Consider the following 22,952-nt stretch of genomic DNA (forward strand, 5'->3'; position numbering starts at 1 on the left):
CTAGGGGCGGGGCGAACGGAGGGCGAGAAGCTCCAAAGCCGCAGAAGCGGCAAAAGTCAGACCTTAAAGCTCGGCCTTCCAGAGACCATGAAGGTTGCAGTATGCATAGACGCTAACCTTGCCGGCACCCTTGTGGAAGCGCGCCTCGGGCTTGTCCCCAGCCTTCAGGTAGCGAACGACGGTCTTCTCGTCGTCGGTGTAGAGAATCCACTCGATGAGGTGCTCGGCGGTCATGGGGTGATCGACCTCGCCCACATGGGCAACAACGGCATCCCCATCAACGGTAAGCACGGGGACGTGCTTCTCGACTGCCGCGTCGGTGGAGCCGGCAACTAGGAGCTCCATGGGCTCTCCACAGCAAACGGGATTGACTCCGCCGTCCTTCACGACAACCACGATGTTTCCGCAATGGTTGCAACGGTAGATCTTGATGTCTGCCATACCAGTTCCTCTCTCTTTCATCTAGGCACGACGCCGCTCGGCGTCCCTCGGCGGACGCAGCGCGCTCGCCTTCTTCTCTATTGTCCCCTTCGGGCGGTGCCTTCATACCGACAATATTGTTACTAATCCACTTTCATTTTCGAACGGAAGCAGCCCCTACGCCAGACGCACTTCACCCATGTTCCCGACAAAGTCGACGACCTCGGCCATCATGACCATGTTGTGCGCATCGACGTGCGTTGGAATCTCCATGCGCATGGTGGTGCCGCTTGACCCGTGAACGCGCAGCTCGACGTGGTCAAGACCTGGGTAGCGACCAAAGATCTCGCTCAGGCTGTTGATGCGACCTTGGGTCATGCGATTTGCGGGGAGGTTGATCTCGAGCACCGAAGGGCGGTTGGTCTTGTCGTTGAGCTCCATCGACTCTACGGACGAGCAGATGATCTGATCGCCACGATCGCCGCGCTCGAGCTTGCCCGTCACCTTGACAAAGATGTCGCCCGCGCTCTCGCCTGTCTCTTCATCGACCTCGCCGGCCAGAACTGAGGCGCACTCCTTGTAGGTCTTGGGGAACACCACGAGGCTGATTTCGCCTTCCATGTCCTCCAAGGTCGCAATTGCCATGGCGTCGCCATTTTTTGTCGTCTTCTTCTGAACCGAGGTGATCATTCCGGCAAGGCGGATGGTCTTCCCATCAGGAACCTTGTACGACTCAGTCGTCGCGCCCGTCTGCGCGTCAACGACCTCCTCGGAGACGGAGAGGTCGGAAATCGTGTAGTCACGAGCCTTCGAGAGCGCGTATTCGTAGGGCCGGAGCGGGTGGTCAGAGACGTACAGGCCAAGCACCTCGTGCTCTTGGGCAAGCTTGATGTGGCGGTCCCACTCCACTCCATCAGGAGCCGGCACCTCCTCTTGGAAGCCCGAGCCGTCGACGTCGCCAAACATGTCGAACATCGAGATCTGCCCCGTGGCTCGTTCGCGCTGGCGGCGTGCGGCGGAGTCGATGATGTTCTCGGGGTTGTTCTTGTCGACAAAGTGCATGAGCTGCATGCGCGTGTAGCCCGTCGAGTCGAAGGCGCCTGCCTTTATCAGGGCCTCGACGACGCGACGGTTGGCCTCGCTGGAATCGACGCGGTCGACAAAGTCGTGCAGCGTCGAGAAGGAGCCGCCCTTGGATCGCTCCTCCATGATGCACTCGCCCACGCCGGCGCCCACGCCTCGGATGCCGGCGAAGCCAAAGCGGATGCCGTCAGGGGTTGCCGTGAAGTCCTTGCCGGACTCGTTGATGTCAGGGGGAAGTACCTGGATGCCCTCGTGACGGCAGGCCGTGACGTAGTGGACGATCTTGTCGGTCTTGCCCATGTAGCTTGTGAGGACAGAGGCCATGTACTCCTTGGGGAAGTAGGCCTTGAGCCAAGCGGTCTGCATGACGAGGATGGCGTAGCCCGCGGAGTGCGACTTGTTGAACGCGTAGGACGCGAACTCGAGGACGTTCTCCCAGATTTCCTGCGCGACCTCGCGCTTGTAGCCGTTGGCGACAGCGCCGTTCATCCAGTGGTCATAGATGGTCTCGTCGGCACCCGTGGCCTCCCAGTGGAACACCTGGTCGGTCAGCATCTTGATCTTCTTCTTGGCCACCGGCTTTCTCATGCGCGAGTCGGACTCGCCGGCCGTGAATCCCGACATCTTCATCGAAATCTGCATGACCTGCTCCTGGTAGACCATGGTGCCGTAGGTCTCCTCCAGGATTGGCTTCAGGCGATCGTCGTAGTAGGTGATCTCTTCTTGCCCGTGCATGCGCCTTATGTAGCTGTCGACCATGCCGGCACCCAGAGGACCCGGGCGGTAGAGGGCGATAAGAGCGACGATCTGCTTGTACTCGGTAGGCTGCATGTTCTTGATCGTTGCCGTCATGCCTGCGGACTCAACCTGGAAGACACCAGCGGTGTGCCCCTTGCCCAACAGCTCGTAAATCTTGGGGTCAGAGAAGTCAATCTTGTCAACGTCAATGTCAACGCAGGTGGCGCCAGGCTTGATGCACTTCTTTACCTGCTCTGGCATGCGGTCGATGTCCGCAACGCTTGGATAGGAGTTGCGGATGTTGGCAAGCGCCTTGTTGATTACCGTAAGGGTGCGCAAGCCCAGAAAGTCCATCTTGAGCAGGCCCATGTCTGCGACCGAATGGCCCTCGTACTGGGTGATGGTGACGTTGCCCTTGGTGTCGAGCTTGGTGGGCACGTGGTCGGTGACCGGCGTGGGCGCGATCAGCGTGGCGCAGGCGTGCACTCCCTCGCCGCGCATGTAGCCCTCTATGGAGAGGGCAGCATCGATGATGCGGCGGGCATCAGGGTCTTTGTTGTAGGCCTCCTCGAAGTCGGGCGAGTACTGGTCGGGGTGCTTGTCATTCTTGTGGAGAGCATTCGAAAGCGACAGCTTTGGGTCGTTGGAGAGCATCTTCGAGAGCTTCTGGCCCATGTAGACCGGGAAGCCCAGAACGCGGTTTGCGTCGTTTATCGCCTGCTTGGCCTTGATTGTGGAGTACGTGATGACCTTGCAGACGTGGTCCTCGCCGTAGACGTCGCGCACGTGCTGCAGGACGTCCTGAAGGTGCTCGTCGTCGAAGTCCATGTCGATATCGGGCATCTCCGAGCGCTGCGGGGAGAGGAAGCGCTCGAACATCAGGCCGTTCTCGAGCGGGTCGAAGTTGGTGATGTTCATGGCATAGGCCACGATGGCGCCGGCAGCCGATCCGCGGCCCGGGCCCACGCCGATGCCGTTGTCCTTTGCCCACTGAACATAGTCCTGAACGATCAGGAAGTAGTTCGCAAAGCCCTTCTCGGTGATGATCTTGTACTCGTGCTCGAAGCGCTCCTGAACGTTGATGCCATTGATGGTGACGTTTTTCCAATCGTCGCCATAGCGTTTGGCCAGGCCCTTCTCGCACTCCTCGCGGAAGCGCTCGTCGGCCGTCTCGCCCGGGCGAAGGCCAGGGTATTCGGGCAGGTACATGCTCGTCCAGTCAAGCTCGTAGTCGCACTTGTCGGCAACTTCGAGGGTGTTGTCGCAAGCCTCGGGGCACCACGAGAAGAGCTCGCGCATCTCCTCCTCGCTCTTCATGTAGAACTCGGTGCCCTCCATGCGCATGCGGTTGGGGTCATCGAGCGTCGTGCCCTTGCCGATGCAAGAGAGGATGTCCTGCGTGGTGGCGTCGTCGCGCGTGAGGTAGTGGATGTCGTTGGTGGCGACCACCTTGATGCCCATCTCGTGGGCCATCTTGACCAGGTACTCGTCGAGCTTGCGGTCATCCCAGCCATTGCGGAACGTCAGGCCGTGGTCCTGGATCTCAAGATAGAAGTCGTCGCCAAAGATGTCGTGGAACTGCTCGGCCCAGTCGCGCGCTTGGTCGAACTCGCCGTCCAAGATGCACTGCTGGATGATGCCCTGCACGCAGGCGCTCTGGCAGATGAGGCCCTCGTGGTACTGGCGCAGCATGTTGATGGTGGTATGGGGCTTGCCGTAGTACATCATCTCGTGACCGGCGGCCTCGGACATGCACTTGACGAGGTTGTGGTAGCCCGTGGAGTTCTTGGCGAGAAGGATCAGGTGGTAGCGCTTCTCGCGCTTGCCACGCTCGACGTGGTCTCCGGGAATGAAATATGCCTCGCAGCCAAAGATGGGCTTGATCTTGAGTCGCGGTCTGTTTGCGGCCACCTCTTTGAGGTCGTGGCCACTCTCTTCCCACACGTTGACGTCCGAGGCCCACTGGTCGTGCACGCGATCGAAGTAGTCAGCGTCATCCGGATCGGGATCGGGCTCTTCAAGATCCCAGTCCTTCCTAAAGCACTCCATGTCGTGACGCCACTGCTTCATGTTCTTCTGCGCGTCATTGTACTTGCGGCATTCCAGGTCAAGGTCAGGGATGCCAAACATGTATCCGTGGTCCGTCAGGGCGACGGCAGGCATGTTGAGGTCAATGGCGCGCTTGACGAGGTCGCTGATGCGCGTGGCGCCATCGAGGATCGAGTAGTCTGAGTGGTTGTGAAGGTGTACGAATGCCATGTCGCTGTCTCCAACCAGGGTGCGGCGAGAGCCGCTGAATGTTTATCGCTACTAGATTAGCCGATGAGACGGGCGTGGTCGATGACAAAAATTATGCCCGTGAGCTGCGAATTCTCGCATCTTCGCAGCTCACGGAAGCAAGGAATCTCCATCTGATGATGCCTTGCGCCTTACGCGTCAAAGGAGTAGCGCGCCACAAGCGGCTCCGAGCGCATAACGGGGTCCTCTCGCTCAACGCAGACGAAGGCGCAGTCCACATGCGCATAGCCCTCGTCCAGAAGCACGTGGGCATAGAACGACGCCTGCATCGCATGGCGTTCACGCACCTGCTGGACGCTGAGACCCGCATCGCCAGTCTTGTAGTCAACAACCAGGGCGCTCGTCGAACCGTCGTCTGTTGCGAGCAGGTCGATCGCCCCCTCAAGATACTCGCCGTGCGGAGAGCTGACCTTCTGAAAGAAGGGCACCTCCGCGCTCACGTGGTCATGAGAGAGTGCCTCGCGCCTGATTGATGACCCCTCCCAGCGCGAAAGAGCAGCACGCAGGCGTCCTGTCGCTCGCTCAGAGAGGTTCCAGAAGGAAGCCATCGAGCGAATGTGGTCGTCGGTTGGCGTGCTTCCGCTCTCGACCATGGACTGGGCGAGCTCATGAAACGCTGAGCCAAGGTTCGTGGCGCGGTCAGGATCGTCCGCGAAGGCGGAGCCTTCCTCCTCGGCCTTTCGCTCGCGGGGAACTAGGTCTTTGCTGCCCTCGCCAAGGCTCTCGGTGGCATGGACGCTCGAATAGCTGAAGACGCCCTCACGAGCTCTCCATGAGCCAACGAGACCGTCAAAGGCTGCCGGAAGCTCGTAGAGCTGAAACGGCTGAGGGCTCGTTTCGTCCTGGACTGGCTGCTCCGCGTTGCTCTCGTCTTCGTCGTCGTCATCAAGGGTCTTGATCTGCGTGCAGTTAAGGGTCGCAGCCTGGGGCTTGCCTGACTTTGACGTGCCATAGGCGAGCTTTGTTGTTCCTTCGAAGGCCGGGTCGATGCCAAGCGCGCCAAGGACGTCGCCAGCGAGCTTCGAGCGAAACTCTCCGCTCTTGTTTCGCCTGGCGTCAACGCAGAGCACGAGCGCCTCCTCGGCCCTGGTGAGCGCGACGTAGAGAAGGCGGGCCTTCTCGCGGGCATCAGCCTCTTTGGAGAGGTTGTACTTCTTGAGATAGCGGACGCAGAGCGGCAGTTTACGCGAGCGGTCGGCGCTTTCCTGAAGCTCTTCGGAGTCGATCTTCTTGAGGTCTTTGCCCAAGTCCTTGTAGGTCTTGTCCTTATCGGAGGAGGGCGGCTTCAGGACAAAGGGCACGGTGCCGGAAGCGTCGGGGTCAAGCACCTGGACGCCCGTCGAGTCAAAGCGCTCGCTCCAGCACTCTGCTACTGCGCAGACGTTGAACTGCAAGCCCTTCGAGGCGTGGATGGTCATGACCTCAATCATGCCTCCGTCTCCCTTGCTGGCATCCGCAAGGGTTGCCGGAGGGATCTTGGAGGAGTTGAGCCACCTCTCAAACTCGACGGCGGCGCGCGCCGGCCCCAGTCCGAGGCTCTCGGTGAGGTCACGGATGTAGCCCACTGCGGCAAGGACGTTTGCCGCGCGGGCGCGCCCAGAGGGCCCCTGCGTCTCAAGGCGAGAGAGCCAGCCAGAGTCTCGAACCACGTCAGAGCAAATGTCAGCAATGGGACGCTTTCCCACCTGGTCCAACGCCCGCGAGAGCACCTCGTTGGCACGCTTCAGTCGAGCGGATGGCTGGCGATTGCCATAGAACTCCATGCTCGCAAGGCCTCGGTCGATCCTGCGCTTTGTTGGCGCGTCGAGCACGTCTTGCTTGCGCGTGCCAAGGTCGCAGAAGTCGTTTGCGTCAAGGCCGAACATCTCGCTTGCCAGAAGCGGGAAGAGCCCCGACTGCGTGTCTGACGGGTTCGCGAGCGTGTAGAGCAGGTTGCACATGAGCTTGACCTCGCTCGACGAGGAGAACTTTGAGCCTCCCGTGACAACGCACTCCATTCCGCGGTCGCGAATGGCGTCAATGTAGATGTCGGAGTTTCCCGTGACGCCCAGAAGCAGCGCCATCTTTCCCGGGGAGACGCCATGGTCGCGATAGCGCGCGAGGGCGTCGGCCACTTGCGAAGCCATCGCAGCGGCCGCCCCCCTCCTGGTCTTCTGCGAAGGCCCTCCGACGACCTCGACGTCTATGCGAGGCAAATCCTTGGCCGCGTAGCCATCCTTTCTCGTGTCGGAGGGGTCAAGGTGCATGAACTCGTCCATCGTGCCGTGGCCGCCATCGCCGCCCGTCGAGACGCGCTCGACAAACGACAGGACGTCCTCGTGGCTGCGGAAGTTGATGTCAAGGCGATATGACTCGCCCTCCCCCTCCTTGACCTCACGCCCGCGGCGGCGAAAGACGCTCACGTCCGCTCCACGGAAGCGATAGATGGACTGTTGGGCGTCGCCTACGGTGCAGAGGTGGCTTGCATCCTCGCCCGCCAAGAGCTTGATGAGCGCCAGCTGCATCTCGTCGGTGTCTTGGAACTCGTCCACCATCACGAGCTTGAAGCGGCCGGCATAGTCTTGGCGCACCTCTTCGCTTCCTTGGACAGCGGAAAGCGCAAGGCGCACGAGGTCCTCGTAGTCAAGGACATTCTCCTGCCGCTTGAGCTGGTCGTAGTTGTCCTCGGCGAGAAGGGCAAGCTTTGCCAGGCTCTCCGCATACGGCGACACCTGCAAGAAGCACGCCTCGCACCTCGCGAGCGCGCGGGCTGACTTCGCCGCGACAAGCGCCTCCTTTGCGCCGGCGGCGATGTTTCCGGGAAGCGTGGGGGCAAGGGCGGAAAGCGCCTCCGCGGGCGTCCTCTTTGAGGGAGGAAGCTCGCCGAAGCCCTGGGCGGCCTCGATGGCCGCAGAGAGCTTCCCTTTGGCAGAGGCGCTCAGCTTGGGGACAGCCATGGTCTCCTCGAGGCGCGCGAGGTAATCGTTCATAGCCTCGCGGAGGGCAGAGCCATCAGGCTCTGCGGCCACAAGAGAGCTGACGCCACCGGGAAGGGCATGGCCCTTCTCGAGGAGCATCTTAATGAGGCCGAAGGCGCCGGAGTCGCCAAAGTTGCCCGAGCCTGACCTTCCTACGCCGTACTTCTCAAGGAAGGAAAGGTCAGCCGCCTGCCCTTCGTGCTTTACGGCATCGATGGCGGCGTCGACGGCAGCGTTGAGCATGTCCTCTGCGACGGACGGCTCCGCCATGCCAAAGCTCGGGTCGAGACCCAAGTCGAGCGCATGGCGATGCAGAATGCGAGAGCACATCGTATGGATCGTCGAGATCCAGGCGTCATCCACCTGAAGCGCAGCGTCATTCATGCCAGAGCTCCTGAGCTCATAGCGAACGCGCTCGCGAATCTCGCGGGCTGCGGCGTCGGTGAACGTGATGACAAGCACTTGATCGAGGCTGTCGAGGAAGGGCTTGCCGTCCTTGCCCGAGCCGGGGCTCAGCGCCCAGGCGACGCGCTTGGTAAGCGTGAATGTCTTGCCCGAGCCGGCGCCCGCCTCCACAAAGACGGGGCGATCGAGCGTCTTTGCAATGTCAGGCTGGCGACCTTTGAGAGTGCTCAGGTCAACGCGGCCAGCCGCTCTTGTTTTATCGCTCACTTTGCCCTCCTCTCGCAGTTGAGCACGGGGCAATACTCGCAGGCTTGCTTGTCAATGGGGCATGCGGCGACGTCGCCGGACATGAGCTCGGCGAGCCGCTGGGCAATCTGGCTTTCGCAGGCGTCGAGCAGGGCATCCATTCCCGCCTCGCCCTCAACGCCAAAGCTCGCGCTGCGCGGAACAGCCACGCGCGCCAGACGATTCGCAGATGCGGGATGCTGGTAGAACACCTTGTCGCACAGGTCTTCGTCTATGGCTCCGGCAAGCTCGTGGTTGCCCTTCGTGCACAGATAGACCGCGCCGCGCACCTTGAGGTTGGGGAATGCCCGCCGGACGATTTGGGCGTAGATGAGCGCTTGCACGCGGCGAGGCAATGCCAGCTCATTCGCGCACGCTCCGTCAGGACCAAAGGCGTCGTACTCATTGGAGAAGCCGGTGGTCGACTTGTGCTTGTAGTCGATCACGATGGCATTGCCATGAGCGTCCACGTCGATGCGGTCGACGGTTCCCCTAAAGCGAACCCCCGCGTACGCAAGGCCATCGTCCTCCTCTCCAAAGTCCCACTCAAAGAAGCGAGGCTCGAAGCCGGCAAAGAGCCCCGCCTCGTAGTCGAGAAGCGACTTCAGGTCTGCCTTAAGCTGGTCAATCTGGCCGCGCTCAAAGGCGTTGTGGGCAATGAGCGCCTGATATTCGGGACGGCCCCCTCGCTTGGGGATGAACTGGTGGGCAAGGTGGGCGTCAAACTCCTCGTCCAGAATCTGGAGCGCCTCGTCAAGCGCCTCGTCAGAAGCTCCAACAGAAGAGCCTGCGACGCTGGCTGCGGGGTCTGCCTGGGCAATCTCCAAGAGGTTCCCGACCTCGTCACGGTAGACGCGCTCTTGCATGGCATGCTCGTCTGCCTTGCGCATGCCAGCAAGCGTAGCGCCCCCGCGCTTGCGCTCAAGGGCGCGGGCGAGAAGCTCGCTATGCGTCACCTCGAGCACGCGATGGGCGAAGGTGCCAAGGTTTGCGCCGTTGAAGGGCTCGTCGGAGTCGCTCAGCTTAAGCCGCTTCAGGCTGAACCACTTGTAGGGGCACTCGAGGTAGACCTCGACCTGAGAGGCGGAAAGAAGCGGGACGCCAAGCTCCTCCGAGCCCTCGTTGGGAGGCATCACGAGCGCGCGGCGAGAGCTGTCGATGACTCCCGCGGGAGAGGGCGTCTCAGAGCCTGTGGGCAAGGGGTCCTTGCCGTCGCGCGACGCGTTGGGACCAACGCTCAGCTCGGAGCGGAGCGAGACGAAGCGCTCCCCAAACTGCTCGATGACCTTGGCGTCCTTTGTGCCCGGCACGATGCCGTAACAGGACAGGAGCTCGACGAGCATGACCGAGGGGTAGGTCTCTTTGTGGTCTTTCCCGTGTAGCAAGCGCTCGACAAGGACGCTCTTGCGAGGCACGGCAAGCGCGCGGGCAAAGGTGGCACGGGCCTCGCGCATGGCGTTCCCTTCAGGCTCGACCCCATAGGCAACGAGGAGAGCCGAGAGCACGTCGTCGCGCTTGGAGATCGCCGACTCCGAAGACGTCTGTCCCATAAGGACAAGGGCGTCGGACGAGCAGGGCTCAAGGCGCGCGGCAGCAGCCAGGCTCATGATGCGAGCCGTGCAGCCCGACCCCGAGACGTCCCTGCTCACGCGCAGCGAGACTCTGGTTTGGGAGAGAGCGCGAGAGGCCTGGTCAACGAGCCAGGAAAGCTCGACGTGGCCCTCGATCGACGGGTCAGCGGTGAAGCCGAGCTCCTTGAGGGCTCGCGCAACGTTCAGCACCGCCTGCAGGGCCGCTCTTGCCTCGGGCGCCGTCGGGGCGTTGGCAAGGGGTCCTTCGACGTAGGGAGCTAGGAGCTTTGATGCCGCAGAGCCAAGGCGTCCGCGCAGAAGCTCGCGCGTGGCGGCCGCCAGCTCTTGCGAGCCCTCCTTTGGAAGCTGGAGCATCTCGAGCACCTTTGCGGGAGTAAGGATCCTGTTAGAGCGCCATTCGCTGTCAAGGCGATGCGCGCGCTGGGGGCTCACGTGCGAGATGTCGGAGAGAAGGAAGTCGGTCAGCTGGCGCGGGGGCCACCATGACATGTCGCCCAACGTGACTGCTCGGACGCCCTCGACCATATGGTCTTCTGGCCAGGTCTCCGCAAGCTCCTTCAGCTGGGCGACGCTGCTTGCGTACTCGAGAAACGCCCTTCCCTGCTCCAGCTGGCTTACCGGGACCATGAGCTGCGCCCTGACGCAGACCCCCCTCTCAGCGAGCCTCTCGGAAAGCTGGTGCCATGCCGCATTCACGTCGGGCGTGGCGACCACGATGTCGGAAGCCCCTTCATGCGCGAGCTCGGCCACTTGGTCAGCCACGAGAGAGGCCTCGGCCGTGGGACCGGCGGGAAGAACCAGGCGAACGGCACCCGATGCAGAAAGCTCCTCGCCCTTTGGGACAGGCGAGAAGATCCTGCTCAGCACCCCGGACAGCTCGGCGCTTCTAGGCACGCCATCTGGAGAGGCGCCCTCGACGCGAGCGCATGGTGCGCCTACCCTGGCGCAGTCCTTCTCGAGCTGCTCCTCAAGCTGCCGCGTGAGGTTGTAGGCGGGACTCTCCCCCACCTGCACGACAAACGTGACCTGCCCTGTTTGGGCAAGGTCGGCGAGCATCTGGCGCGCGGGCAGGCCCATCTTGGTGAATCCGGAGACGATGAGCGGCGGAACTTCGACGTGGGCGGCCTTGAGCAGGCCGGGAAGCGCCACCTCGACCGAGCAGAGCTCGACGAGCGACTTCTCGTCGAGCATGTCGGCATAGGTCTTTACCAGCCTGACGACGGACTGCTCGGCGACCGTGACGCCCTTGGGGGCGCTGGCTCCCAAAAGCCACGGAAGCGCCTTGCGGGCAAGCTGCGCCAAGAGCTCTTCGGAGCCGGGCGTGTCGCTTAGGACCGACTTCGCCGCGCCCTCCTCTCGCTGGAGAATCTGCGAGCAGAGAATGGAGCGGGTGACGTCGTCGACCACGTGCCTGCCGTCGCCCCAGACCTCCCAGCGCTCGTTTGCCCAGGCGTCTGGCGTCGTCACCGTGACGCCCAAGGACAGGTTCCGCTCTGCAAGGGCCCGCTGCGCGTCAAGCGCCTGAGAGAAGGACGGGACGAGCAAGACGGCGCGCCCTCCCGCGCCGCGCGCGCGGGCGACGGCTCTCTGGACATCAACCCCCGCGATTCCTTCGCAGGAGGTCTGCACGAGCTGAAAGGCCATGTCACTCCTCATGCCGAGGTTACAACTGCTGAGAAAAATTTACTCTATGGGCCGGACACAAATTGACGGCCGTTCCGTCAGTCGGCCTTCTTGCCAAGACGGCCAAGCACAAGACGATAGCCCCCCTGGGGACCGTTCAGGCACTTTGAAACGCGAGAGACCGTGGTGGACGAGGCGCCAGTGGCATTTGAGACCCTGAGATATGATGCCCCCTCAGAGAGCATCTCGGCAACCTCGAGGCGCTGCGAGAGGTCCTCCACCTCGCGCGTCGTGCAAAGATCCGCCAAGAATGCGCGCGCCTCGTCGGGCGTCTGCAGCGAGCAGAGCGCGGCGCAGAGCCGCTCCGTCGCTTCCTCTTGTGGCCTCTGCACGTGTCCCATGCGCTGCGCCTCCGCCTTTGGTCTGCCCTGTGGACGCCTCTACAGCGCACTACTTTAGCGCATTAAAGTGCCATCGGCCCCACGACGTTACACGGCGTTATTCGACAGCCCAAGAGATCGGGAGTCGACGGCAGCGGCAGAGCACAAGGCCGCTAGCGCTGGGCGGCGAGGATGGCGTCGATTACCGCCAGCACGCCCTCGTCCTCGTTTGAGGGCGCAGAGAAGTCTGCATACTTCTCCATGCGGCGATCGGCGTTCTCAACGAGGAAGCTATGTCCGGCGCAGCTCAGCAGGGGCACGTCGTTGTCGGTGTCTCCGAAGGCGGCCACGTCTGCCAAATCGATGCCAAGCCATTCTGCCAGGCGCTTAAGCCCCGTGCCCTTCGTGACTCCCTTGTTCATCACGTCAATCCAATAGTCGCCGCCGCAGGTGACGGAGAGGAGGTCGCCAAAGCGAGGGTTGAAGTCCTGCTCGAATACCTCTCGGCTGTTGCCATTGGGAACAAAGACGGTGAACTTTGCCGTCTCGCCAAGGAGCTCGTCAGGGGACTCGACGTACTCGAGGTTGCGATAGAACTCGTGGATCACGTCGTCATAGGGGGCGGCCGAGCTCAACGCGCGCGCCCCCGTGATGCCGCAGACGATGGGAAGCAGGTCGTCGCGCTCGCATGAGTGCTCGACGAGCTCTCTCTGCACGCCCTCCTCGATGCGGCTCACGGAGATGGTCTTTCCCTGGTGGCTTACGACGCCGCCATTGTCCGCGATAAGGCCCATCGCAGAGGCGTCAGCTCCAAAGAGCTTCTCAAGCGTGTAGCTCGCACGACCGCTTGCCGCAGCAAAGCAGATTCCGGCGTCGGCCAGCGCGTGGATGCGCTCGAAGATGCCCGCAGGCATGCTCTTGTCGTTTTTGAGCAGCGTGAAGTCCATGTCGCTCACGACGAGCCTGATGTTTGAGAGGTCGTCCTCGGAGAAGTCTCTCATGTAGCCCCTTTCATTGCTTGACTGCGTCAGTCTATCGCGAGAAGGGCCGCGGCTTCTGCCGGCACGGCGGTCTTCACAAATGTCCCCGCGCCCTGGCGTCAAGGCCAAGGCGCGGGGAGGCGGCTACCGTGCAGCTCGAAGGGCGTGTCCGCTTGCAGCTGCCTAGTTGGAGAGGTTCCTGAGCGCGTCGACGAGCGCTGTCTTTGACTCGGTCTTCTCGTCCTTCATCTTGATGACGCGCGCGGGGCATCCCGCCACCACGGCGTTTTCCGGCACGTCCTTGGTGACCACGGCGCCTGCGGCCACGACGGCCCCCTTGCCCACGCGGCAGCCCTCGATCACGACGGCGTTCGCGCCGATGAGCACGTCATCCTCGATTGTGACGGGAGTGGCGCTCGCCGGCTCGACGACGCCCGCAAGCACGGTGCCAGCTCCGATGTGGCAGCGCTTGCCCACGATGGCGCGGCCGCCCAGCACGGCTCCCATGTCGATCATGGTGCCCTCCCCAATCACGGCGCCAATGTTGATCACGGCACCCATCATGATGACGGCGTTGTCACCAATCTCGACCTTCTCGCGGATGATGGCGCCGGGCTCGATGCGGGCGTTGATGCCCCGCAGATCAAGCAGGGGCACCCCGGAGTTGCGGCGGTCGTTTTCCACCACGACGTCGAGGACGCCGTCTCCCGCGGCCTGAAGCGCGGGGCCCACCTCGGACCAGTCGCCAAAGACGACCTTGTCGGTGTCACCAAAGGCGTGCGACGACGGGCCGAAGTCGACCTCTGTGCCCGGGGCAAGCTTCACGTACGCCTTGACCGGGGTCTTCTTTGGCGCGGTGGCAATGTAGTTGATGATCTCTTGGGCGTCCAAGGTGCCTCCCTTAGTCAAACATGAGCGTATCGAAGTCATAGAAGCCGGGCTCGCGCGTGACCAAACGCTTTGCCGCGGCTATGGCGCCGTTCACGAAGATCTGCCTGCTCGTGGCGCGGTGAGTGAGCGTGAGCTCCTCGTCTTGACCAAAGAAGCTCACGGTGTGCGTGCCGGCAACGGTGCCTCCGCGCAGGCTGTGCATGCCGATCTCGCCTTCGGGGCGCGGTCCCACGATGCCCTCGCGGCCATAGCAGACGGGACGCTCCCCGTCAGGGTCCACGGCCCGAAGCAGCATCTTTGCGGTACCGGAGGGGGCGTCGGCCTTTTTGTTGTGATGGCATTCCTCGATCTCGACGTCCCAGCCGGGCAGCGAGGCAGACGCCTCCGCAACAAGGTGGCGCAGCGTCGCCACGCCAAGCGAGTAGTTTCCGCTCCAGATGACGGGAGCCACGTCGCCAAGAGAGCGCAGGCAGGCAAGGTCGTCCTCGCTCACGCCGGTCGTTCCCGAGACGAGCGCCGCCTTGGTGCGACGGACGTAGGAGGCAACGTACGTAAGCGAGGCGGGCGCGGAGAAGTCGATGACGACGTCGGCCGCAGGCGCCACTTCGTCCAGCTGGTCTATGGTGTCGACGTCATAGCCTCCGACGAGCTCCATCCCCTCTTCTGCCGCGACGGCAGCCGAGACGAGGCTCCCCATGCGCCCCTTTGCTCCGACGACGATGACCCTAGTCAAGCAGACCAGCCCCCTTCATAGCAGCCGTGAGCTGCGCGTCGGCTGCGTCGGAGAGCTTCCAGAGCGGCTGGCGCAGCGTGGGGCCGATGAGGCCCATCTTGGCAAGCGCCGTCTTCACGGGAATCGGGTTAACCTCGGAGAAGAGCGCATGCACAAGGTCGAGGTTGTCAAGCTGGATCTTGAGCGCGCCCTCCGTGTCGCCGGCAAGCCAGCGCGTGCACATGTCATGGACCGCCGCCGGCGCGACGTCAGCCCAAACGGACACGACGCCCACGCCGCCGAGCGACAGTATGGGGACGACCATATCGTCGTTTCCGCTCATCATGTGGAAGTCATCCGAGAGGTAGCGCGCGACTCGCGTGGCATAGCCAATGTTGCCGGAAGCCTCCTTGATGCCCCAGGCGTTGGGGTGCTTTGCCAGGCGCGCCACGTTTCTCTCGCTGATCGAGCAGCCCGTACGACCGGGGATGTTATAGAGCAGGCAGGGCACGTCCACGCGATCGAGCACGTACTTGAAGTGCTGGTAGATGCCCTCCTCGTTCGACTTGTTGTAGTAGGGCGTAATCAGAAGCAGCCCGTCGACGCCGATCTTGATGAGCCCCTCGGACTTGCGCATCGACTCGGCGGTCGAGTTGGAGCCGGCGCCGCCAATGACGGGAATGCGGCCAGCCACGCGGTCGACGACGACCTTGGCGACGGCGAGGTCCTCCTCGTCGGTCATCGTTGACGACTCTCCCGTGGTGCCCAAAACCAGGATGCCGTCGGTCCCGTTTGCCAGATGGAAGTCGACCAGGCGCTCAAGGCCCTCGAAGTCGACAGAGCCGTCCTCCTTGAACGGCGTGACGAGCGCGACCACCGATCCGGTGAGACCAGTCATGTCCATAGAAATCCCCTCTCAGTTCTCTTGGCTGTCAGAAGAATGGGCGAGCGCCGAGAAGCGCGAGCCCGGGAAGTCGAACGTGGCAAAGTAGTCAGCCGGGGTCTCCGCGCGGCGGATGAGCTGGAAGGAGCCGTCTTCTCTCAAGAGCAGCTCGGCCGAGCGGAGCGTGCCGTTGTAGTTGTAGCCCATCGAAAAGCCATGGGCCCCGGCGTCGTGAATGAAGAGCAGGTCGCCAATTGAGACCTTGGGAAGCATGCGGTCATGCGCCAGCTGGTCGGAGTTCTCGCAGAGCCTCCCGACGACGTTGTAGCGGAACGTCGAAGGCTCTCCTTCATGCCCGAGGACGCTCACGTGGTGATAGGCGTCATAAATGGCGGGGCGCATGAGGTTTGACGAGCATGCGTCGACGCCCAGGTAGTCCTTGTAGGTGACCTTCTCATGAATCACGCGAGTGACGAGGGCGCCGGCAGGGGCTAGCAGCCAGCGGCCAAGCTCGGAGGCGAGGCGAACGTCGCCCATCCCAGCAGGAACGAGGACCTCGTCAAATACCGCATGGACGTCGGCGCCCACAGCGGCAATGTCAACGGGAACGTCCTCGGGGCGGTAGTCAACGCCGATGCCGCCCGAGAGGTCGACGAGAGCCACGTGCGCCCCAAGCTCTTGGCGCAGGCGCACCGCAAGCCCAAAGAGGACGCGCGCAAGGCGCGGATAGTAGTCCTCCACCTGCGTGTTTGACGCGAGAAACGCGTGCAGGCCAAGCGTGGTGACCCCGGCGTCGACAAGCTCGCGAGCTGCCTGGAAGAGCTGGTCTGTAGTCATGCCGAACTTGGAGTCGGCGGGCTCGCCGATGATGCCATTTGACGACTCGAAGCTTCCGCCAGGGTTGACGCGCAGGCAGACCATCTGGGGAAGCCTTCCCCCGAGGGCGCGCTTGAGCGAGGCCAGCTGGTCATAGGAGTCGAGGTTGATGATGGCGCCGAGCTTGTATGCCTGGCGGTAGTCCTCATCGGGGGTGTCGTTTGAGGAGAGCATCACCTTGCCGCCACGCACCCCGCAGGCGTCTGCCAGCGTAAGCTCGGTGCCCGTGGCGCAGTCGCAGCCGCAGCCCTCCTCGGCAAGAATCGAGACGATGGTGGGATTGGGCGTGGCCTTTACCGCAAAGTACTCGCAGAACCCCGGGTTCCACGAGAAGGCCGCATAAAGCGCCCGCGCACGTTCGCGAATCATGCGCTCGTCATAGACGTAGAACGGCGTTGGATACGTCGCCGCAGCACGCTCGAGCTGCTCCTTTGTTGCAAATGGTACCTTCTTGCCCATCGGGCCTCCCTGACGCCAGATCGCGCGAGATGCCATCGGGCGGCGGGTCCCACGAGGGGACGAACGCCACGGCGAATAGCGCTCCCGCGAGACTCCCTCTCCCGCAGACAGTCCCGGCAGTGTTCCCGCCGAGCCCACCGCCGTGCCATGCCTGGCTCGGCAGTTCGGCGGACCTCGCCTCTTCCGGATTCTTTGCCTGCCGGCTCCACCGGAACCATCGTGCCCGCTCCTCTATCGCAGCCCATAGGCTAACATCCACACGCGTGATGCACGAAAAACGAAACACAATGGCCATGCAACGGCAAAGGCCCGGCGCTCAAGGGGCCCAAGCGGGTATGCTTTCCCCTGAAGCGGGAGGACCATAGCATGAGTAACAAGGCTTTGACAGAGGCGCTCGCCTATGCGGCGTCGTGCAGGGACGAGGCGCTTGACATGCTGCGTGAGCTGGGGCGCATCCCCGCTCCAAGCGGCCATGAGGAGAAGCGCGCCGAGTACGTGGCCCGATGGCTCGCCCAGCAGGGGGCGACGGACGTGCGCGAGGACAGCGCCAAGAACGTCTCCTGCCTGGTGGGAAGATGCCCCATGCGAGAGATTGGCGACGAGCGCGACCTTGTGATCTTCTCCGCCCATACCGACGTCGTCTTCCCCGACACCGAAGAGCTCCCACTTGTGGAGAAGGACGGTCGCATTTTCGCCCCCGGCATCGGCGACGACACGGCATGCCTTGTCACGCTGCTCTTCGCGGCGCGGTGGTTCCTTCTCAGGCAGCCCGCCCTCGACTGCAACCTGCTTGTTGTTGCCAACTCGGCCGAGGAGGGGCTTGGCAACCTCGCCGGAACCAAGGCGCTCTTCTCTCGCTTGGCTCCACGCGTGCGCGAGTTCGTCGCGCTCGACGCGCATTTTCCCGAGGTCGTGACCACGGCCGTCGGCTCAGTGCGCTATCGCATCTCGGTAACCTGCCAAGGAGGCCACTCCTGGAAGAACTATGGGCGGCCGAACGCAATCAAAGAGCTCTGCGACCTGATCGAGGACCTCTACGCTCTCGAGCTTCCCTCGGGCGAAGGCGCCATTACCACACGAAACGTGGGGACCATCGAGGGCGGAACAACGGTGAACTCGATTCCCGCTGCGGCGTCGATGCTCTTCGAGTTCCGATCGACCTCCGAGCAATGCCTGGTCAAGGCAGACGAGCAGCTGAGGCGCCTCGTGGACGATCGCCGGCGCGATGATGCCAGGTTTGGGATTGAGGTCGTGGGGAGGCGACCGGCAGCAGGAGAGGTCGATGCGGCCGCGGAGGCCGACCTGATCGAGCGCTGCGACTCCGCCATGGAGGCGGTCCTTGGCAAGAAGAGCGTGCACAAGGCGTCATCCACGGACGCCAACGTGCCGCTCTCGCTGGGCATCCCCTCGGCAACCATAGGCACGGTTACCGGAGCGCTCCCCCACACAAGGGATGAGTGGGTAGAGGCGTCGAGCATCGAGCAGGGCATAGCGGTCGCGCTGCTGCTGATGATGGGGCATGTGATTGACGGGAGCCTCCAGTAAAAGGCGCTGCTAGCCAAGCGTGCTGACAAACCCAGAAAGCCGCTCGAGTCCAAGGCGGAGCGTGTCCTTGTCGCAGGCGTAGCTCAGGCGAGCAAAGCCCTCGGCTCCAAAGGCGGTGCCCGGGACCAGGGCGACTCCCGCCTCGCGAATGGCGCGCTCGCAGAAGTCCTCGCTCGAAAGGCCAAGCCCCCTGATGTCGGGAAACGCGTAGAAGGCGCCCTCGGGGCGCGTAACGGGAAGGCCCATCTCCTCAAGCGCCTTGAGCGTGACGTCGCGACGGCGCCGGTACGACTCGCGCATGGGCGTCGTGTCGGTTCTCAGGGCCTCGACGGCCGCATGCTGCAGAAACGCCGGCACGGACGAGACCGCGTACTGATGGACCTTCGCCATCGCGGAGATGAGCTCGGGCGTCGACTCTGCCCAGCCAAGGCGCCATCCGGTCATGGCCCACGGCTTCGAGAAGCTCTGGACCACCACCGCGCGCTCCCTGAGCTCAGGATGGGCGACGAGCAGCCGCCGGTAGCCGCTCTTATAGGCAAGCTCGCTATAGACGTCGTCGCAGATAACGTAGAGGTCATGCTCTATTGCGGCGTCAGCGAGGGCGTCCATGCTCTGGTCGTCGAGCACGCAGCCCGTGGGGTTGTTCGGCGAGGTCACCACAATGGCCTTGGTGGCGGGCGTAAGCGCCGCCTCAAGCCTGTCGCGGCGCACTTGGAAGCCGTCGGGGGTCGTGTCAAGCGCAACCGGCGTCGCGCGGTTGAGGCGCACGAGCGAGTCATACAGAAGAAATGCCGGGGTCGGGATGATTGCCTCGTCGCCGGGGTTGAGCACGATCGTCAACGCGCACATCAGCGCCTCGGTGGCGCCATCGGTCACGATCAGCTGGTCAGGGGCATACGAGAGCCCGCGCTTTGCCTCCCAGCCGCTGATGGCCTCCTTAAGGAACGGATAGCCGTTGTTGGGCGGGTAGTGCGTGAGATGCGCCGCAAGGTCCGCCCCGACATGGGCGCTCACGGCGTCAGGAGTGTTCTCTCCCGGCTCTCCCAGCGTCAGCGACACGCAGCCGGGGGTGCTCTTCGCAAGATCCGAGAAGCGCCTGATTGGCGAGAGGCGAAGCCCGTCGAGGGCGGTGTTGAGCGGACGCGTCATAAAGGCTCCCCTTCTCGATTTGTACTGGCGTCAAGCCCGGACGAGCTCAATTCTAGGACCGTGGCATATCCGCGATAATAAAATGACCCGCCGCCGCAATAATGCGAACGACGGGTCACATTGTCAGGCCGCACTGCTTGGTGCGGCAGCCCCTCCAAGATTTGTGGGCGAGGCTTCCCTCACCCAGCGCCGCATGAACAAGCGGCGGAAGTGCCCGGCCCTAAGCGACCTTGGTGCACTTCACCAGCAGATGAGAGTCGGCGTGGTGGGCGGCGTGCCCGAGGTACCAACGCTCGATCTCGCGGTACAGAAGCGGCTGGCTGTCCGCCATAAAGACGCGGCGGTGGTTGTCGAACATGGCGGTGTACTCGCCGCTCATGAACCAGCCATTGTGGCACGCTTCAAGCACCTTCCTCTGCAGGTCGTTCATGTCCTTGATTTTCATCATTTGAGCCTCCTTTCAAGGGCAACCTGTAGATCGCAAGATATTATCGCCAAAAGGTTGTTGCCAATCGGTAAACAACGCAAGTCATCACACGACGAGCAAGACAATGGAGGAACTGTGTAGTCGACTCGCTAGTGGCCCAGCAGGGCAAGGCAGCGCTTGACCGCCTTGGTCGCCTTCTCGACGCGGGAGCGGGCGTCCTCGATTCGCTTCTGCACGACGACGTCAGAGATGGGGCCATCGAAGACGAGGTCGGCAAATGACCAGAACCCCGTCATGACCTTAGGATCGATTCCGAGAGACTCGTCGACGTCGCCCAGCTCGCGCTGGAAGTCGCGCAGGGCATCGTCAGCCGCCGCAAGCGCGTCGTTTGCCTCAGAGACCTGGTATTGCTTGGCGACGCCCGTGATGAGCCCTCCGCCGAAGATGTCGAGAAGGCCAAGCCCCGATGCAGCGCGAAGCTTCTCGCTGGCCTTGTTGAGGCATGCTAGCGCACGCTCGCCGGCACGACGCGCCTCTTCTACCTCAGGATCGGTATCGAAGTCCTCGCCAGGAACTTCGTAGATGCCTTCGTCGTCGTGAGCCATGTCTCTCCTTCGCAAGCGTACTTCTCGTGATATACCCAACAAGGTTGGCGCTCTGTCTTCTCGTCCATCTTGGATACGCATACCATAAGGATTTGCCATACAACATTCGTATGGAGTTGGGCACCCACGCGGCGCCCCGCAGAAAGGGGACGCATCCATGAACTTGAAGCAGCTCGAGTACTTCGTTGCGATTGCCGACGAGCACCAGATCACGGCGGCGGCCAAGAAGCTGCACATCTCGCAGCCTCCCCTATCCTATGAGCTCGCCCAGCTTGAGCACGAGCTCGGCACCACGCTCGTGCGACGCGGGCCGCGCACGGCAACGCTCACCGATGCCGGAAAGCTTCTGTACCAGCGCGCGACGCGCATCCTCGCGTTGGCAAAGGCTACCGAGCGTGACGTCGCAAACGTCGGCAAGGGAATGAGCGGCACAGTCTCTCTGGGGCTTGCCTCCTCGTGCTCGGGAAGCGTTCCCGCCGAGCGCTTGGGAGAGCTCGCCGAGAGCTTTCCCGACATTGCGGTAGAGCTCCATGAGGGCTCAACCGACCAGGTGCTCGAGCTTCTCGAGGCAGGAGAGGTAGACGTGGGCGTTGTGCGCACGCCGTTCAAGAGCCAGGGGCTTCGCTGCCGCTATGCGACAAAGAGCGAGCACATGCTCGCAGTGATGCCGCCCCTCTTTGAGACCGGCACAGACATGGAGGTCACGCTCGCCCAGCTGGGAGACAAGCCCCTTATCGGCTGCCGCCGACTTGAGAGCGTCATTCGCCCAGCCTTCGACGAGGAGGGCATCGCTCCCTACGTGAGCTGCCTCACCGAAGACGAAAGGACCGCCTGCGCATGGGCACGAGGCGGTCTTGGAATTGCCTTGGTCCCCGAAACGCTTCTTCCCGTCACGGACACCGGCGAATGCTTCATTAAGATTGTTCGCTCGGAGGCGCTTTCAACCAGACAGGCGGTCGTCTGGAAGGCAGACCGCTATATGTCGCCCTTGGCAGAGCGCCTCATCAAGCTCATCGGAGAGGTGAGCTAGAAAGATGGCCTACTCGGTCGCAACCTCTTGAGCGTCGTCATCAGAGTCAGCCGACACGGTCTCGACCTCGGCCTTCTCGTCGGACTCCTTCGACTCGGAGACCTTCTTGTCATCCTTTTTGGAGGAATCGCCCTCCTCCATGCCCTCGCGCACGTTCCTGACGGTCTTGCCAATGGCGGTACCCATCTTTGGAAGGTTCTTCGGACCAAAGATGATGAGCACGACAAGAAGAATGATGAGCAGCTCGGGGACGCCCATTCCTAATACCATTTGAGTCCTCCAACGTCGATGTCGCGGCGCTGCCGTCGAGGGAAGGAGGCGTCGGCAGCGCCGCAATGACCATGAAATGATGGTATGTCACTGAATGTGATAGATAAAATACATTTTGAATGGACATGCCATCTAATTTCTATATGTATTTGCAACCAAGCGGTAAAGCGCTTCGGACTGGAGGCCCCAACAGGTGGCCGAGAACTACAATGGCGTGGTGCACTGCCGGATTCGAAAGCACAGGAGACAGAGTGGAAGACACAAAGAGCGCGGGCGTGACGAACATCGATGCCGTCGAGCTCGCTCCGGAGGGCGATGCCGTCATCATCATTGACCAGACGCTCCTGCCCAATGAAGTCAAGCACATCGAGCTGCGCGAGCGCCAGCAGATGTTCGACGCCATCAAGCTGCTGAAGGTTCGCGGGGCTCCCGCCATCGGGGTCTGCGCTGGCTATTGCTACTACGTACTGGCGCGCGGATATGCCGGCAAGGTTTCCAACGGCGCAGAGCTAGCCGGCGCCATGCATGAGGACAAGGAGTTCTTGAACTCCTCTCGCCCCACGGCCGTCAACCTCTCATGGGCGCTGAACCGCATGGAGGAAGCTGCCAAGGCGCGTGCCGACGAGCCTGCGAGCGACGTGCTTGCCGCGCTTCGTGACGAGGCTGTCGCCATCCACCAGGAAGACCTCAAGATGAGCGAGGAGATCAGCCGCCTGGGCGCAAGCCTCATCAAGGACGGCGACGGCGTGCTCACGCACTGCAACGCCGGGCCCCTCGCCTGCCTGGGCTATGGCACCGGGCAAGGGCCGCTCTTCTACGCGCACGACCACGGCAAGGAGGTGCACGTCTTTGCTGACGAGACCCGCCCGCTTCTTCAGGGCGCTCGCCTCACGAGCTACGAGCTCTCCCGCGCAGGCATCGACGTCACGCTGATCTGCGACAACATGGCATCCATCGTGATGAAGAACGGCTGGGTGCAGGCGTGCATGGTCGGCTGCGACCGCGTGGCCATGAACGGCGACGCCGCCAACAAGATTGGCACCTCGGGCGTGGCAATTCTCGCGAAGCACTACGGCATCCCGTTCTACGTGCTTGGTCCCACCTCAACGATTGACCGCAACTGCCCCACCGGCGACGACATCACGATCGAGCTACGCGACCCTGACGAGATTCGCACCATGTGGTACGCCAAGCCCATGGCGCTTCCCGAGGTCAAGTGCTACAACCCTTCCTTCGATGTGACCGACCATACGCTCATCTCGGCCATCGTGACCGAGAAGGGCATTTGCTACCCGCCCTTTGAGCAGAGCCTCGCTGCGCTCTTTGAGTAACGTTTTTTCGCAA

The 22,952-nt window shown here is 62.6% G+C and carries 17 protein-coding genes and 1 riboswitch; of the genes, 3 read left to right on the forward strand and 14 right to left on the reverse strand.

Annotated features, from left to right (window positions below; translation table 11 throughout):
- Positions 1–63: 63 nt before the first annotated feature.
- The 10 genes from ACOYJL_RS02170 to ACOYJL_RS02215 form a co-directional block, all read right to left on the reverse strand.
- Positions 64–441, reverse strand: coding sequence for a desulfoferrodoxin family protein (locus tag ACOYJL_RS02170; RefSeq protein ID WP_433568565.1), 378 nt, complete (start codon positions 439–441; stop codon positions 64–66).
- A gap of 156 nt (positions 442–597) precedes the next feature.
- Positions 598–4,500, reverse strand: coding sequence for a DNA polymerase III subunit alpha (gene dnaE, locus ACOYJL_RS02175; RefSeq protein WP_433568566.1), 3,903 nt, complete (start codon positions 4,498–4,500; stop codon positions 598–600).
- 170 nt (positions 4,501–4,670) lie between these two features.
- Positions 4,671–8,168 (reverse strand): UvrD-helicase domain-containing protein, encoded by a 3,498-nt coding sequence (locus ACOYJL_RS02180; protein WP_433568567.1) that lies wholly within the window; start codon positions 8,166–8,168, stop codon positions 4,671–4,673.
- A complete protein-coding gene (locus ACOYJL_RS02185) occupies positions 8,165–11,422 on the reverse strand; it encodes a PD-(D/E)XK nuclease family protein (protein ID WP_433568568.1) in 3,258 nt (1,085 codons plus the stop codon). Before ACOYJL_RS02185 ends, ACOYJL_RS02180 begins: the two co-directional genes overlap by 4 nt.
- A 77-nt stretch (positions 11,423–11,499) precedes the next feature.
- Positions 11,500–11,802 (reverse strand): YerC/YecD family TrpR-related protein, encoded by a 303-nt coding sequence (locus tag ACOYJL_RS02190; RefSeq protein ID WP_433568569.1) that lies wholly within the window; start codon positions 11,800–11,802, stop codon positions 11,500–11,502.
- A gap of 152 nt (positions 11,803–11,954) precedes the next feature.
- Positions 11,955–12,782 carry an HAD family hydrolase gene (locus ACOYJL_RS02195; protein ID WP_433568570.1) on the reverse strand — a complete coding sequence of 276 codons (828 nt, stop codon included), beginning with the start codon at positions 12,780–12,782 and terminating at the stop codon, positions 11,955–11,957.
- A 162-nt stretch (positions 12,783–12,944) separates the two neighbouring features.
- Positions 12,945–13,652 carry a 2,3,4,5-tetrahydropyridine-2,6-dicarboxylate N-acetyltransferase gene (gene dapD / locus ACOYJL_RS02200; protein WP_433568571.1) on the reverse strand — a complete coding sequence of 236 codons (708 nt, stop codon included), beginning with the start codon at positions 13,650–13,652 and terminating at the stop codon, positions 12,945–12,947.
- Between the two features lie 10 nt (positions 13,653–13,662).
- Positions 13,663–14,385: a 4-hydroxy-tetrahydrodipicolinate reductase gene (gene dapB, locus ACOYJL_RS02205; RefSeq protein ID WP_433568572.1), complete on the reverse strand. Its 723-nt coding sequence runs from the start codon at positions 14,383–14,385 to the stop codon at positions 13,663–13,665.
- Entirely contained in the window at positions 14,378–15,268 is an 891-nt protein-coding gene (gene dapA / locus ACOYJL_RS02210) for a 4-hydroxy-tetrahydrodipicolinate synthase (protein ID WP_433568573.1), read from the reverse strand. Before dapA ends, dapB begins: the two co-directional genes overlap by 8 nt.
- A gap of 12 nt (positions 15,269–15,280) precedes the next feature.
- Positions 15,281–16,582, reverse strand: coding sequence for a diaminopimelate decarboxylase (locus ACOYJL_RS02215; protein WP_433568574.1), 1,302 nt, complete (start codon positions 16,580–16,582; stop codon positions 15,281–15,283).
- 68 nt (positions 16,583–16,650) lie between these two features.
- A riboswitch (Lysine riboswitch) is annotated at positions 16,651–16,824 on the reverse strand.
- 124 nt (positions 16,825–16,948) lie between these two features.
- Here ACOYJL_RS02215 and ACOYJL_RS02220 point away from each other — a divergent pair.
- Entirely contained in the window at positions 16,949–18,127 is a 1,179-nt protein-coding gene (locus tag ACOYJL_RS02220) for a M20/M25/M40 family metallo-hydrolase (protein WP_433568575.1), read from the forward strand.
- A 9-nt stretch (positions 18,128–18,136) separates the two neighbouring features.
- Here the strand turns inward: ACOYJL_RS02220 and ACOYJL_RS02225 are convergent, their stop codons facing one another.
- The 3 genes from ACOYJL_RS02225 to ACOYJL_RS02235 form a co-directional block, all read right to left on the reverse strand.
- Positions 18,137–19,276: a pyridoxal phosphate-dependent aminotransferase gene (locus ACOYJL_RS02225; protein ID WP_433568576.1), complete on the reverse strand. Its 1,140-nt coding sequence runs from the start codon at positions 19,274–19,276 to the stop codon at positions 18,137–18,139.
- A gap of 220 nt (positions 19,277–19,496) precedes the next feature.
- A complete protein-coding gene (locus ACOYJL_RS02230) occupies positions 19,497–19,724 on the reverse strand; it encodes a hypothetical protein (protein ID WP_433568577.1) in 228 nt (75 codons plus the stop codon).
- A 128-nt stretch (positions 19,725–19,852) separates the two neighbouring features.
- Positions 19,853–20,308, reverse strand: a complete 456-nt coding sequence (locus ACOYJL_RS02235) for a hypothetical protein (protein ID WP_433568578.1) — start codon at positions 20,306–20,308, stop codon at positions 19,853–19,855.
- Positions 20,309–20,465: 157 nt separating this feature from the next.
- Here ACOYJL_RS02235 and ACOYJL_RS02240 point away from each other — a divergent pair, with 157 nt between their 5' ends.
- Positions 20,466–21,338 carry a LysR family transcriptional regulator gene (locus ACOYJL_RS02240; RefSeq protein WP_433568579.1) on the forward strand — a complete coding sequence of 291 codons (873 nt, stop codon included), beginning with the start codon at positions 20,466–20,468 and terminating at the stop codon, positions 21,336–21,338.
- Positions 21,339–21,347: 9 nt separating this feature from the next.
- Here the strand turns inward: ACOYJL_RS02240 and tatA are convergent, their stop codons facing one another.
- The gene (tatA, locus tag ACOYJL_RS02245; protein ID WP_433568580.1) at positions 21,348–21,608 is read right to left on the reverse strand and encodes a twin-arginine translocase TatA/TatE family subunit; all 261 of its coding nucleotides are present in this window, start codon (positions 21,606–21,608) and stop codon (positions 21,348–21,350) included.
- A gap of 251 nt (positions 21,609–21,859) precedes the next feature.
- On the opposite strand from tatA, the gene mtnA reads away from it, so the two are divergent.
- On the forward strand, positions 21,860–22,939 hold the full coding sequence (gene mtnA, locus ACOYJL_RS02250; RefSeq protein WP_433568581.1) for an S-methyl-5-thioribose-1-phosphate isomerase: 1,080 nt from the start codon (positions 21,860–21,862) through the stop codon (positions 22,937–22,939).
- The last annotated feature ends 13 nt before the right edge of the window (positions 22,940–22,952 follow it).

This window comes from Tractidigestivibacter sp., assembly GCF_050946515.1.
Taxonomy (GTDB): Bacteria; Actinomycetota; Coriobacteriia; order Coriobacteriales; family Atopobiaceae; genus Tractidigestivibacter.

What these genes read in the sequence shown, in the direction of transcription:
- ACOYJL_RS02240 (WP_433568579.1), top strand. Translation starts at nt 20,466, where the DNA reads ATGAACTTGAAGCAGCTCGAGTACTTCGTTGCGATTGCCGACGAGCAC.
- tatA (WP_433568580.1), bottom strand. Translation starts at nt 21,608, where the DNA reads ATGGTATTAGGAATGGGCGTCCCCGAGCTGCTCATCATTCTTCTTGTC.
- ACOYJL_RS02190 (WP_433568569.1), bottom strand. Translation starts at nt 11,802, where the DNA reads ATGGGACACGTGCAGAGGCCACAAGAGGAAGCGACGGAGCGGCTCTGC.
- ACOYJL_RS02215 (WP_433568574.1), bottom strand. Translation starts at nt 16,582, where the DNA reads ATGGGCAAGAAGGTACCATTTGCAACAAAGGAGCAGCTCGAGCGTGCT.
- ACOYJL_RS02235 (WP_433568578.1), bottom strand. Translation starts at nt 20,308, where the DNA reads ATGGCTCACGACGACGAAGGCATCTACGAAGTTCCTGGCGAGGACTTC.
- dapA (WP_433568573.1), bottom strand. Translation starts at nt 15,268, where the DNA reads ATGGACATGACTGGTCTCACCGGATCGGTGGTCGCGCTCGTCACGCCG.
- ACOYJL_RS02195 (WP_433568570.1), bottom strand. Translation starts at nt 12,782, where the DNA reads ATGAGAGACTTCTCCGAGGACGACCTCTCAAACATCAGGCTCGTCGTG.
- ACOYJL_RS02185 (WP_433568568.1), bottom strand. Translation starts at nt 11,422, where the DNA reads ATGGCCTTTCAGCTCGTGCAGACCTCCTGCGAAGGAATCGCGGGGGTT.
- dnaE (WP_433568566.1), bottom strand. Translation starts at nt 4,500, where the DNA reads ATGGCATTCGTACACCTTCACAACCACTCAGACTACTCGATCCTCGAT.
- ACOYJL_RS02170 (WP_433568565.1), bottom strand. Translation starts at nt 441, where the DNA reads ATGGCAGACATCAAGATCTACCGTTGCAACCATTGCGGAAACATCGTG.
- ACOYJL_RS02225 (WP_433568576.1), bottom strand. Translation starts at nt 19,276, where the DNA reads ATGACGCGTCCGCTCAACACCGCCCTCGACGGGCTTCGCCTCTCGCCA.
- ACOYJL_RS02220 (WP_433568575.1), top strand. Translation starts at nt 16,949, where the DNA reads ATGAGTAACAAGGCTTTGACAGAGGCGCTCGCCTATGCGGCGTCGTGC.
- ACOYJL_RS02230 (WP_433568577.1), bottom strand. Translation starts at nt 19,724, where the DNA reads ATGATGAAAATCAAGGACATGAACGACCTGCAGAGGAAGGTGCTTGAA.